Annotated in this window: 12 protein-coding genes; 6 read left to right on the top strand and 6 right to left on the bottom strand. The window is 66.0% G+C overall.

Annotation, left to right across the window (positions count from 1 at the left end; all coding sequences use genetic code 11):
* Positions 1–223: 223 nt before the first annotated feature.
* Complete coding sequence (gene purU, locus ASG39_RS16020; protein ID WP_062595941.1) at positions 224–1,108, top strand: formyltetrahydrofolate deformylase; 885 nt, start codon at positions 224–226, stop codon at positions 1,106–1,108.
* Positions 1,109–1,212: 104 nt separating this feature from the next.
* Complete coding sequence (locus ASG39_RS16015) at positions 1,213–1,599, top strand: winged helix-turn-helix domain-containing protein (protein WP_062595940.1); 387 nt, start codon at positions 1,213–1,215, stop codon at positions 1,597–1,599.
* Here ASG39_RS16015 and modC read toward each other — a convergent pair.
* The 3 genes from modC to modA are packed head-to-tail and all read right to left on the bottom strand — an operon-like array spanning position 1,574 to position 4,194.
* Complete coding sequence (gene modC, locus ASG39_RS16010) at positions 1,574–2,647, bottom strand: molybdenum ABC transporter ATP-binding protein (RefSeq protein WP_062595939.1); 1,074 nt, start codon at positions 2,645–2,647, stop codon at positions 1,574–1,576. The genes ASG39_RS16015 and modC overlap by 26 nt on opposite strands.
* Entirely contained in the window at positions 2,644–3,345 is a 702-nt protein-coding gene (gene modB, locus ASG39_RS16005; protein WP_062595938.1) for a molybdate ABC transporter permease subunit, read from the bottom strand. The genes modC and modB overlap by 4 nt, the downstream gene beginning before the upstream one ends.
* Positions 3,346–3,405: 60 nt before the next feature.
* The gene (gene modA / locus ASG39_RS16000) at positions 3,406–4,194 is read right to left on the bottom strand and encodes a molybdate ABC transporter substrate-binding protein (RefSeq protein ID WP_062595937.1); all 789 of its coding nucleotides are present in this window, start codon (positions 4,192–4,194) and stop codon (positions 3,406–3,408) included.
* Between the two features lie 176 nt (positions 4,195–4,370).
* Between modA and ung the strand changes: the two genes are divergently transcribed.
* Complete coding sequence (ung, locus tag ASG39_RS15995) at positions 4,371–5,057, top strand: uracil-DNA glycosylase (RefSeq protein WP_062595936.1); 687 nt, start codon at positions 4,371–4,373, stop codon at positions 5,055–5,057.
* A 20-nt stretch (positions 5,058–5,077) separates the two neighbouring features.
* Here ung and ASG39_RS15990 read toward each other — a convergent pair whose 3' ends face one another.
* The 3 genes from ASG39_RS15990 to ASG39_RS15980 all read right to left on the bottom strand — a co-directional run bounded on the left by ASG39_RS15990 (position 5,078) and on the right by ASG39_RS15980 (position 9,297).
* Positions 5,078–5,974: a DMT family transporter gene (locus ASG39_RS15990; protein ID WP_062596026.1), complete on the bottom strand. Its 897-nt coding sequence runs from the start codon at positions 5,972–5,974 to the stop codon at positions 5,078–5,080.
* A gap of 198 nt (positions 5,975–6,172) precedes the next feature.
* On the bottom strand, positions 6,173–7,501 hold the full coding sequence (locus ASG39_RS15985; protein ID WP_062595935.1) for an HlyD family type I secretion periplasmic adaptor subunit: 1,329 nt from the start codon (positions 7,499–7,501) through the stop codon (positions 6,173–6,175).
* Positions 7,498–9,297 carry a type I secretion system permease/ATPase gene (locus ASG39_RS15980; protein ID WP_082477290.1) on the bottom strand — a complete coding sequence of 600 codons (1,800 nt, stop codon included), beginning with the start codon at positions 9,295–9,297 and terminating at the stop codon, positions 7,498–7,500. The genes ASG39_RS15985 and ASG39_RS15980 overlap by 4 nt, the downstream gene beginning before the upstream one ends.
* Positions 9,298–9,567: 270 nt before the next feature.
* Here ASG39_RS15980 and cobF point away from each other — a divergent pair, with 270 nt between their 5' ends.
* The 3 genes from cobF (at position 9,568) to ASG39_RS15965 (ending at position 12,440) form a co-directional block, all read left to right on the top strand.
* Positions 9,568–10,344, top strand: coding sequence for a precorrin-6A synthase (deacetylating) (cobF, locus tag ASG39_RS15975; protein WP_062595934.1), 777 nt, complete (start codon positions 9,568–9,570; stop codon positions 10,342–10,344).
* Between the two features lie 91 nt (positions 10,345–10,435).
* A complete protein-coding gene (gene cobG / locus ASG39_RS15970; RefSeq protein ID WP_162242443.1) occupies positions 10,436–11,821 on the top strand; it encodes a precorrin-3B synthase in 1,386 nt (461 codons plus the stop codon).
* Positions 11,808–12,440, top strand: coding sequence for a precorrin-8X methylmutase (locus ASG39_RS15965; protein ID WP_062595932.1), 633 nt, complete (start codon positions 11,808–11,810; stop codon positions 12,438–12,440). Before cobG ends, ASG39_RS15965 begins: the two co-directional genes overlap by 14 nt.
* The last annotated feature ends 37 nt before the right edge of the window (positions 12,441–12,477 follow it).

The raw sequence follows: 12,477 nt of genomic DNA, 5'->3' as shown, positions 1-12,477 counted from the left end.
GTAACCGGCGCGTTAACAAGGAACCTCGGCCGATATGGGGCGCGATTTGCCCTGGCGATTTTCGGCGCGGTCTTGCCTGTTCGACGCCCGAGAGTGACCGGATGGCCGGTTCCTGCTAGCGGATGTCGCGAAGCGGATGGACGGAGGGTTCGCAAGCACGGTAGCTTGCAGCCTGACGGACGAGCGCGTCCGCGGCGATCTGCAAAGGCGAGAGACCCATCCCATGAAGAGCTATGTGCTGACCGTCAGCTGCAAATCCACCCGCGGCATCGTTGCGGCGATCTCCGGGTATCTGTCCACGCAAGGCTGCAATATCGTTGACAGTTCGCAGTTCGACGATCTCCAGACCGGCCTGTTCTTCATGCGGGTGAGCTTCATTTCCGAGGAGGGCGTCAGCGAGGCGGCGATCCAGGAGGGGTTCGGACCGATCGCGGAAACCTTTGCCATGACCTGGCAGATCCACGATAGCGCCAAGCGCATGAAGGTGCTGCTGATGGTGTCGCGTTTCGGACATTGTCTGAACGACCTTCTCTACCGCTGGAAGATCGGCGCACTGCCGGTCGAAATCGTCGGGGTCGTGTCCAACCATTTCGAATACCAGAAGGTGGTCGTCAATCACGACATTCCCTTCCATCACATCAAGGTGACCAAGGACAACAAGGTCGAGGCCGAGGCGCGGCTGATGGACATCGTCGAGCAATCGAATGCGGAACTGATCGTGCTTGCCCGCTACATGCAGGTTCTGTCCGATGCGGTGTGCAAGAAGATGTCGGGCCGCATCATCAATATTCACCACTCGTTCCTGCCGAGCTTCAAGGGCGCCAATCCCTACAAGCAGGCCTACGAGCGCGGTGTGAAGCTCATCGGCGCCACGGCGCATTATGTCACCGAGGACCTGGACGAAGGTCCGATCATCGAGCAGGACATCGCCCGCATCACGCATGCGCAGTCGCCCGACGACTACGTCTCCATAGGGCGCGACGTGGAAAGCCAGGTTCTCGCCCGCGCGGTGCATGCCCATATCCACCACCGCGTGTTCATGAACGGCAACCGCACCATCGTGTTTCCGGCAAGTCCCGGCTCCTATGCATCCGAGCGGATGGGCTGACGGTCGTTCGCGATGGCGGGTTGACAGCCGTGGCCACCTTGCGCTCCCATGCTGGGGACAAGAGGGCCGCTCCGGTCTTGCTGGCACATCTCGACGGATAATCCATGGTCCAGACATCGCCGCCACGGCCCGTCATCCGGCTCGATCTGCCGGGCCCCTCCGGGCTTGAGCGGCTGGGGCGCGGCAAGATCACGCTTCTCGAACATATCCGCGACACCGGGTCGATCTCGGCCGCCGGGCGCGCCATGGACATGAGCTATCGCCGCGCCTGGCTGCTGGTCAGTGCCGTGAATGCGATGTTCGAAGACGATGCCGTGACCTCCCAGCGCGGGGGCAAACAGGGTGGCGGCGCGGCGGTGACGCCGTTCGGCGAGGCGCTGATCGCGCGTTTCCGGGCGATGGAGGACAAGGCGCTTGCGGCCATGGCCGAGGATATCGACTGGCTCGAGACGCATCGCGCCGGGCTCAAGGATCCAGCGCAACCGTCTTGATCACGGCGTGAACCGTCATCCCCGGGACAAGGCCGAGCATCTCGCACGAGACGCTGGTGATGCGCGCCGTCAGCCGCGTGCCGGCGCAGTCGAGTGCGACATCGACCTGATCGTGGCCGGACGGCTCCAGGCCGGTGATGATGCCCTCGATGATGTTCAGCGCGCTCAGGCCTTCCGGGCGACGGGTGGCCAGCAGAATGTCGCGGGCAGCGATCCGCAGGCGAAGGCGTTGTCCGCTTTTGCGCCCGGTGCCGGCCAGCCAGAGCGTCAGGCCGCCGGAGACGACCTTGACGATCCGAGGATCGGGTTGCTCGGACGCGACGATCGCCTCGATCATGGTTCCGGCTTCGCGGCGGCTGATCGCCTCGCTCGAACCCGGCAGGCTCAGCATGTCCGACGCCGTTCCGCTCGCGGCCAGCCGGCCGTTTTCGATCATCAGCACGCGATCGGCGAGCTGCGTCACTTCCGCGACGGAATGGCTGACATAGAGGATCGGGATGTCCGTCTCGTCGCGCAGGCGTTCGAGATAAGGGAGGATCTCGGCTTTCCGCGCGTCGTCGAGGGCAGCGAGCGGTTCGTCCATCAGCAACAGGCGCGGCCGCGCCAGCAGGGCCCGGCCGATCGCCACCCGCTGCTTCTCGCCACCGGAAAGATTGGCGGTTGGGCGTGCGAGCAGCGGCGCGATGCCGAGAAGGTCCACGATGCGCTCGATGTCGCCTGTGTCCGCCGAGACGTTGGAAAACCAGCGCCCGTAGAGCAGGTTCTGCCGCACGCTGAGGTGCGGAAACAGCCGGCCTTCCTGAAACACCGTGCCGAAGCGGCGGCGATGGGGCGGGATCATCGTCCGGCTTTCCGTATCGACGATGGTTTCGCCGTCGAGCCGCACATGCCCTTCGTCGGGACGGATCAGGCCCGCGACAATCCGGATCAGCGAGGTTTTGCCCGAGCCCGAGCGCCCGAAAAGGGCGGTGATGCCGCCTTCGGCGGAGAAGGCGATGTCGAGCGAGAAGGCGTCGAGCCGGTGGCACACGGAAACATCGAGCGTCATGCACCGGCCACCTTGCGGGCGGCGGCGGTGGCGAGCCATTCCGACAAGAGGAGCGCCGCCATGGAGATGACGACCGAGACGAGCGTCAGGCGAAGCGCGCCGCCATCGCCGCCCGGCACCTGCGTGAACGTATAGATGGCGGCGGACAGCGTCTGCGTCTCCCCGGGAATGTTGGAGACGAAGGTGATGGTGGCGCCGAATTCGCCCATGGCCTTGGCGAAGGAAAGGATCATGCCGGCGATGATGCCCGGCAGGATCAGCGGCAGGGTGATGGTGGCAAAGACCCAGCCGGGCGACGCGCCGAGCGTGGCCGCGGCCTGCTCCAGGCGTCCATCGACCGCCTCGATCGACAGGCGAATGCTGCGCACCATCAACGGGAATCCCATGACCGCGCAGGCAAGCGCCGCCCCGGTCCAGCGGAAGGAGAAGACGAGGCCGGTATAGGTTTCGAGGAAAGCGCCGACCGGCCCGCGCCGTCCGAACAGGATGAGCAGCAGAAAGCCCGTGACGACCGGCGGCAGGATCAAGGGGAGGTGCACCAGACCGTTGAGGAGCGAGCGCCCCCAGAACCGGCCACGTGCGAGCGCCATTGCCGCTAAGAGAGCCAAAGGCAGGCTTGAGAGCATGGCGACGGCCGAGACCTTTAGGCTCAGCCGGATCGCCGTCCATTCCGCATCGCTGAGGGCAAGCCAGTCCACGTCGCATTGTCCTCCACGCACTGCGCAATCCGTGACTGTCTGCGCCTGCCTAGCCTTTTCCTATTTGCCGAGAACGGTAAAGCCTTGCACCTCGAAGAGCGGCTTTGCGGCCGGCGAGCGGACGAAATCGAGATAGGCGGCGGCGTCGGGATGTTTGCTCTCCGCCAGGATCGCGATCGGATAGACGATGGGCGGGTGGGACGTTTCGGGGAAGGTGCCGACGATCTTGACCGAGGGGTCGGCGGCGGCGTCCGTCTCGTAGACGATGCCGAGCGGGGCCTCGCCCTTGGAAACGAGGAGCAGGGCGGCACGAACGTTTTCGGCGCCCGCGACATCTTTTTCGACCGATTTCCAGACGCCGAGCTTTTCGAGCGCCGCCTTGCCGTATTTGCCGGCCGGTACCGAGTCGACGGCACCCATGGCAAGCTTGCCGCCGGCAAGCCGCGCCTTCAGATCAAACCCCTGGCCGATGTCGATCGGCTTGGCGTCTGCTGCCGGCGCCACGAGCACGAGGCGGTTGCCGAGAAGCGTCGAGCGGCTGTCCGCGCGGATCAGCGTCTTGTCCGCGACGTAGTCCATCCAGGCGAGATCGGCGGAGATGAAGATGTCGGCCGGCGCGCCCGCTTCGATCTGCTTGGCGAGCGCCGAGCTGGCGGCATAGGACGTGGTGACGGCATGGCCACTCTGCTGCTCCCAGGCGGTGTTGACGGCATCGAGCGCATTCTTGAGGCTTGCGGCGGCAAAGACGGTGACCTTCTCCGCGGCTACCGCCGGCGTTGCAAGCGATGCAACGGCAAGCGCCAGGACCGCCAGCGTGGTTCGTCCGTTTCTCTTCAGTGCTTGTAACATTGGTGTTCCACCCTCTTTGGAAATCGAAATATCTTGACGAATATAACGAGCGACGGCTGGTTGGCTAGCGATATGTTTGCGGAAATACATTGCGACGCCGCTCTTGCGATGACGGCGCGATGATCTATCGTTTGCCCGACGAGAGACCCTTCAAGAACAGGCATGGGACGGGCAGGATGGACGGGACGGTCAGGCTGGAGGAGAGCTGGAAGCAGGCGCTTTCGAAGGAATTCGACAGCGCCTATATGGGCACGCTCAAAAGTTTCCTTCAGGCGGAGAAACAGGCGGGAAAGCAGATCTTTCCTAGAGGATCGGAGTATTTCCGGGCGCTGGACCTGACGCCGCTCGACAAGGTCAGCGTCGTCATTCTCGGGCAGGATCCCTATCATGGGGAAGGCCAGGCGCATGGGCTGTCCTTCAGCGTGCGGCCCGGCGTGCGCATTCCACCCTCGCTCGTCAACATCTACAAGGAACTGCAGACCGATCTCGGAATCCCGCCGGCCCGGCACGGGTTTCTCGAACATTGGGCGGAGCAGGGCGTGCTGCTGCTCAACAGCGTGCTGACGGTGGAGCGGTCGCTGGCGGCCTCCCACCAGAAGCGGGGATGGGAGACGTTTACCGACGCCATCATCCGCGCCGTCAACGATCAGCCGCGGCCGGTCGTGTTCATCCTGTGGGGGTCCTACGCCCAGAAGAAGGCCGCCTTCGTCGATCAGAGCCGGCATCTCGTGCTGCGCTCGGCGCATCCGTCACCTCTGTCGGCGCATAACGGATTCTTCGGCACGGGCCCCTTTTCCAAGGCCAACGCCTTTCTTGAAGCGCACGGGCGGCCGCCGATCGATTGGGCGCTGCCGCCACTCTGAGCCTGTCGCTCGCGCCGGCCTCAGGCCGGGGGGCGGCTTTTGAGGGCGCCGGCCCGACGGGCGACGACGCTTTCGCGCCAGACCGTGAAGATGCCGGCAGCCACGACGATGACGGCACCGACGATCATGTTGACGCTCAGAACTTCGCCGAAGACGGAAACGCCGATGATGCTGGCGAACACCAGTTGCAGATAGGTCAGCGGCTGCACTTCCGAGGCATCGAGATATTCGTAGGCCTTGATCAGGAAGAAGTGGCTGGACGTGCCGGTGACGCAGAGGAGCGCCATCCACAGCCAATCGACCGGGGCGAACCAGGTCCAGTAGAACGGCCCGACCAGCGTGATGGCCACCGCGCCGGCCGCGCCCGTGTAGAAGAAGCTGGTCATCGCCGTATCCTCGCGGCTGACGAGGCGCGTGGTCACCACGTAGAACGCGAAGATCAGCGCCGAGGAGACGGGAACGATGAGCAGCGAGGCCTGTTCGCCGCCGTTCGGATCGAGGATCACGATAACGCCGACAAGGCCGACGAAGATCGCCGTCCAGCGGCGCCAGCCGACGCGCTCGCCGAGAACGACGATCGAAAGAAGCGCGACAAAAATCGGCCCGACCGAGAAGATCGCCTGGGAATGCGCCAGCCCGACGCTGGCGAAGGAGGCGATGACGAGGACGATCTGGCTGACCAGCAGCAGGCCGCGCACTACCTGCAGCACCGGGTGCTTCGTGGTGATCGCGGCTTTCAGGCCGCCGCTGGAGCGTGCCGCCAGGACGACGACGAAGGCGGCGAACGCCCAGTAGCGGATCATCGTGATGAAGACAGGCGGATAGAGGCTGCCCATATGCTTGGAGGTCGCGTCCTGCAGCGTGAAGATCAGGATTGCGGCGAAGACGAAGAGATAGCCCTTGCGCTTGGATGTCATCGGAGTGGTCTTGCCGTGCTCGCCTTGAGACCGTTTGGTCGCGCTCAGGTCTTCGGGATATGACCCGGGGCCGGGCATCCCTGTCTCCTACTGCATATTGTCCCGAGTCGGTATCGATTTCAGGATGAAAACGCCAGCAGGCCCATCGAGGCCGCAGACTGTGCGGCGTCTGCTCTTTCTGTCCGTCCTCCCGGGCCCTCAGTCCTCCCGGAAGGTGCGCTGCATCTGTTCGGTCAGAGGCTTGGCGAGATAGGAGATCACGGTCCGGTCGGCGATCTTGATGTAGGTTTCCGCCGGCATGCCAGGATAGAGCGTGAGGCCCTTGAGAGCGACGAGGCTGTCGGCCTTCGGGCGAATGCGCAGCGGATAGTAGCTGGCGCCCGTCCGCTGATCCGTCACCTGGTCCGGGGCGATATTGGCGACCTCGCCCTGGACGACCGGCGTCGTGCGCTGGTTGAAGGCGCTGAAGCGGATTTCGACCGGCTGACCCAACGTGATCTGGTCGATGTCGGTGGTCGCGATCCGGGCTTCGATCGTCAGCGTGTCGGTCGCGGGAACGACGAGCATCAGCACCTCGCCCGGATTGACCACGCCATCGACCGTGTGGATGGCCAACTGCGAGACCCGGCCGGCCAGCGGCGAGCGGATGTCCAGCCGTTTCAACTGGTCGAGAGCGGCGACGCCCCGATCCTCGTATTCCGCGATGCGTGCCTCGACATCGGTCAGGTCCTTGGCATTCTCCGTCCGGCGGTCTTCGTCGAGCTGGAGGATCTGCAGGTCGATCTCGCTCGATTTTCCGGCGGCTTGCGCCCGGGCGGCGATGCGGGCGCCGCGATCGCCCTCGAGTTGGGCCTGGTCACGCTTCAGCGCCGTGACGCGTTGCATGGAGACGAGGCCCTGCGCATAGAGCTTGTCGACGCCTTCGAGTTCCTGGCTGATCAGCTTCAGGCTGTCGGCGATGGCGTTCAGCTGCACCGTCTGGCCCTCGCTCTCGTCCTTCAGCTGGGCCTTGCGGGAGGCGAGCTGGTTCTTCATGCCGACCAGCGCGCTGCGGCGGCTGTCGAACAGGCGCCGCTCGCTGTCCTCGAAGCCCTTGGACGCCATGTCCGTCGGCACGACCTGCACGATCTTCGGAACGGTGAAGGTGGTTTCGCCGGCCTGCTCGGCGAGAATCCGGGCGCGACGGGCATAGAGCTGGGCCAGCGTGTTCTGCACGATCGACAGATTGGCGCGCACCGTGGTGCCGTCGAGCCGCACCAGAACCTGCCCGGCCTCGACGGTTTCCCCTTCGCGCACGCGCAGTTCGCCGACGATACCGCCGGTGAGGTGCTGGATCTTCTTGACGTTGTTCTCGACCACGACCGTGCCGGGCGCGACGATGGCGCTGGAAAGCTCTGTCGTGCCGGCCCATCCGCCGATGCCGCCGACGAGCACCAGCGCCATGACGCCGACGGCCACGATGTGCTTGGAAAGGGACCGGCGCGACTGGGCCGTAGGAACTGGGGAGGAGGTCTCGCGCGGGCTCATGATGCGGCTTCCTGTCCGTTGCCGACGGCTTTCAGCGTGGGTGGCTGCGCCTGCAATTGTGCCTGGGCGTGAGATTGGAACGGCTGTGCCGCCGCCGGGCGTGGCGTGTCCCGGCGAAGGATCTGCGCCAGAACCTCGTCCTTCGGGCCGAAGGCCTGCATGCGGCCCTCGCTCATCATCAGCACGAGATCGACGCTCGCGAGCGCACTCGGGCGGTGGGCGACGACGATGACGATGCCGCCGCGGGCCCGAACGCCCAGGATCGCTTCGCTCAAGGCCTGTTCGCCTTCGGCATCGAGGTTGGAATTCGGCTCGTCGAGAACGACGAGGAAGGGCTCGCCATAAAGGGCGCGGGCAAGCGCGACGCGCTGGCGCTGACCGGCCGACAGCGACGAGCCGCCATCGCCGATCTCGGTCTCGTAGCCGTTCGGCAGTTTGAGAATGAGGTCGTTGACGCGGGCGGCCTTGGCGGCCTCGACGATGGCGGCCGGTGTGGCATCATCTTCGAAACGAGCGATGTTCTGCGCCACCGTGCCCGAGAACAGTTCAACGTCCTGCGGCAGATAGCCGATATGCTTGCCCAGGCGGTCGCTGTCCCACTGGTCGAGCGCCGCGCCATCCAGCCGGACGGCTCCGCGGAGGGTCGGCCAGATGCCGATGAGCGCGCGGGCGAGCGAGGACTTGCCCGAGGCACTCGGCCCGATGATGCCGAGCGCGCTACCGCTTTTCAGGGTGAAGGTAACGTCGGCAAAGGTCAGGCGTTGGACGCCGGGCGGGCCGCCGGCAATGCCTTCGGCGGTCAGCTTTTCGCGCGGCACCGGCAGTTCCAGCGGCGCATCGCGCTCCGGCAGGGCGGTCAGAAGCTCGCCGAGGCGCTTCCAGCTCTGGCGTGCTGCGACGAAGGAGCGCCAGTTGCCGATCGCCAGTTCCACCGGCGCCAGCGCCCGCGCCGTGAGAATGGAGCCTGCGATGATGATGCCGGGCGAGGCCAGTCCCTCGATGACGAGCACCGCCCCCGTGGCGAGCACCGCCGACTGGAGGATCATGCGCGAGACCTTGGACAGGGCGCCATAGCCGTTCGATACGTCGGAATTGACGAGATTATGGTGCCGATAGGCGTCGTTGCGCTCGCCCCACAGCGTCGACATCCGGCCGAGCATGCCCATGGACTGCATGACTTCGGCATTGCGCTGCGACGACTGGGCGAAGGCGTTGCGAAGATTTCCGGTTTCCGACGCTTTCTTGGACGGGCCCTGGGTTCCGCGGTTGGTGAGGAAGGTGAGGGCGATGAGGATGAGCGAGCCGACGACGGAGACGATGCCGATCACCGGATGGAACAGGAAGCAGATACCGATGTAGAAGGGCAGCCAGGGCAGATCGAAAAAGGCCGCAGGTCCCGCACCCGACAGGAAGGCCCGCACCTGGTCGAAATCGCGCAGCGGCTGCAGGCCGTCGCCGGACGTGCGCATCTTCAGCGGCTGGCGGACGACCGTGCGGTAGATCCGCCCCGTCATCGCCTCGTCGAGGGCGCCGGCAATACGCACCAGCATGCGGCCGCGGATCCATTCGAACGCGCCCTGGAAAGCGTAGAGCAGCAGCGCGAGGATGCAGAGCGCGATCAGCGTGGGGATGCTGCGGCTCGGCAGGACGCGGTCGTAGACCTCGAGCATGAAGAACGAGCCCGTGAGGTAGAGCACGTTGACGAGCGCGCTGGCGACGGCGACGCCGATGAAGGCGCCTTTGCAATCGCGCAGGGCCTGCGCCGGCTCCGTGCCTGAATGTCTGGTCTGTGTCATCGTCACCCCAAATGCCCGCAAGAGCTGTCGTGTCGCCAGAACGCGGCATTCCCCCAACGCCGTCCTGCCATCCCGCGCGCAGAACCGTCACGACCGGTCTCTGCGCTGCCTGGACGCGGTCACATTAGAGACGATGATGTCAATATTTTATCACCAAACGAAATTTTCGACGAATTTTAGCATTTCACGTTTCCCCGGGCCAGCCGCTATAGGAACGGGCCACGGCCGCGGACCCTCGCGGCTCACTGAACGTGCTTGGAAGGAGAAGCCATGCGACGGATCCTGGTGATCGGCATCGGAACGGGCCATCCCGACCACCTGACGCTTGAGGCCGTCCGGGCGATCGGCGACGCCCAGGTGATTTTCGTGCCGACGAAGGGCGAGGACAAGGCCGAGCTCGCCGACGTTCGCCGCAGCATGATCGCGCAGCATGGCGCGCCCGATGCGCGGCTCGTGGACTTCGCCGTGCCGCGGCGGCAGACGGATGGCGTCGGCTATCGTCAGGGCGTCGATCGCTGGCATGCCGCCATCGCAGACATCCATGAGCAGCTTTTTCTCGATCATTTGGCCGACGGGGAAACGGGCGCTTTCCTCGTCTGGGGCGATCCCATGCTCTACGACAGCACATTGCGGATTCTGGAGCGGGTGCGCGATGGCGGGCGCGTGGCATTCGAGGTTTCCGTGCTGCCGGGGATCACCAGCATCCAGCTGCTTGCCGCCCGCCATCGCATTCCGATCAACGATATCGGCCAGCCGGTGACCATCACGCCCGCCCGGCGTCTGTCCGACATCTTCCCTGAGACGGCCCAGGCGGCCGTGGTGATGCTGGATGGCGAAGAGGCTTTCCTGGCGGTGGAAGACGAGGAGACCGAGATCTTCTGGGGCGCCTATCTCGGTCTGCCGCAGGAGATCACGATCGCCGGACGGCTCGGCGCGGTGCGCGCGACGATCGTCGCCGCGCGTGCGGAGGCGCGGGCACGGCACGGCTGGATCATGGATATCTATCTGCTGCGCGCGCCTGCACGGGAATTGACGGCACAGCGCTGAGACAGGCCGCAGCGATGGGCGCTGCGGCCCGGATTTGCACGGCCCTTGCCGCATGCTGTATGACGGCTGATCGAAGGGCGCTGACATGACGATGGCCGGGACAGCAATGCGCAGCAAGGGTGAGACGACAGTGGCGCAAGGTGCGCCGCCGGCGCTGCGGCGGGGTGGCTGCCCGACGCTCGCGAGCCCGATGCAGACCGGCGACGGACTGCTCGCGCGTCTGCGCCCCGCGTCCGGCGTCTTCACGGCGGAGGCGTTCCTGGCGCTTCTGGATGCGGCCGACGCGTTCGGCACCGGCAGGCTCGATATCACCGCGCGGGGCAATGTGCAGATCCGCGGGCTCCGGGGGGAAACGGTCGCGCCCCTATCGGCGGCCATCGCGCGCGCAGGCATTGTGCCCTGCGAAGGCATCGCTGTGGAAATGCCGCCGCTCGCGGGGCTCGACCCGACGGAAATCGCAGATGCGCGCCCGGTCGCCGGCACGCTTTCCGCACGCGTTCGCGACAGCGGTTTTGATCTTGCACCGAAGCTGGCGATCGTCGTGGATGGCGGCGGGCGGCTGCATCTCGATGGTGTCGCGGCCGACATCCGGCTCAAGGCCACCGCCATTGAAGGCGGGGCTTCATGGCATCTGCTCGTTGCCGGACGGGAGACGGGTCGCTCGGGGTCGGCAGACGCGATGATAGAGGCGGCGATGGCGGTCGTCGCGGAGATCGCCGCGTGCGGGCCCGCCGCTCGGGCGCGCGACCTTCCGGCATATGGTGCATCGGCGCCGGTTTCATCGCTTGCAGGGCGCGAAGCTTCGCCGTCGCCGGTGGCTATGTTCGATCTTGGCACCCATGTCGCGCGGGGCGTGGCGCCAGCGTTCGGGCAGGCGGAGGCACAGGTCCTTCGCCGTCTGGTGGTTGCCGCCCTGTCCTATGGTTTCTCGGAGGTGCGACTGGCGCCCGGTCGGGCGCTGCTGCTGGTCGGTCCTGCCGGAAGCGACAGTGCGGCCCTCGTGCCGATCGCCCGGTCGTTCGGTTTTGCCGTCGATGCCGGCGATCCTGTCCTGCGGATCGATGCCTGCGCCGGAGCGGCGGGCTGTGCCTCGGGGCGCATCGACACCCACGCCACCGCAACGCGCCTGATCGCACAGGCGCCGGCGCTGATGGATGGGTCGCTCGACCTGCATGTATCCGGCTGCGCCAAGGGCTGCGCCAGGCCGCGTGCCGCGGATGTCACGCTGGTGGCCGCCGCCTCGGACGGTCAGCCGGGGCTCGGCATCGTCCTTGGCGGACGTGCCGGAGACCCTCTGCTGGCGACAAACCGCCTGGAAGACGTCCCTTGCGCCATCACGGCGCTTGGCCAATGGGTTGCGGAGACGCTAGAGAAGGGCGAATCGGCTGCCGCCTGCCTTCAACGGCTGGGGCCGGCGCGGATCGCTGCCGCCTTCTCCGGGGCTCGCTTCAACGGGATTGACCATGCCGTCTTATGACTACATCCGCGATGGCGATGCCATCTACGAGCGCTCCTTCGCCATCATCCGGGCGGAAACCGACCTTTCGCGGTTCTCGCCCGAGGAGGCGGACGTCGCCGTACGCATGGTGCACGCCTGCGGACTGGTGGAGGCGGCGCGGGATTTCGTCTTTTCGCCCGATTTCGTCACGGCGGCACGCACGGCACTTGGCCGTGGCGCACCCATTCTTTGCGATGCGTTCATGGTGGTGAACGGGGTGACGCGCGCGCGGCTGACGGCCGGAAACGAGGTGATCTGCACGCTGCGCGACCCGGAGACGCCGGCGCTCGCCCGCGAGATCGGCAATACGCGGTCGGCGGCGGCATTACGGCTGTGGGGGGAGCGGATGGGTGGTGCCGTCGTCGCCATCGGCAATGCGCCGACGGCACTGTTCTATCTTCTCGAAATGCTGCGCGACGGCGCGCCGAAGCCGGCGGCGATCCTCGGCATGCCGGTCGGCTTCGTCGGCGCGGCGGAGTCCAAGGATGCGCTCGCCGAGCACGCCTACGGCGTGCCTTTCGCCATCGTCCGCGGCCGGCTGGGCGGCAGCGCCATCACGGCGGCCGCCATCAATGCGCTTGCGAGGCCGGGTCTGTGAGAGCGTCGGGCACGGGAGAGATCGACACGGCCGAGAT

Source organism: Rhizobium sp. Leaf371 (assembly GCF_001424045.1).
Classification (GTDB): domain Bacteria; phylum Pseudomonadota; class Alphaproteobacteria; order Rhizobiales; family Rhizobiaceae; genus Ferranicluibacter.
This window is presented reverse-complemented; position numbering and strand designations above follow the sequence as displayed.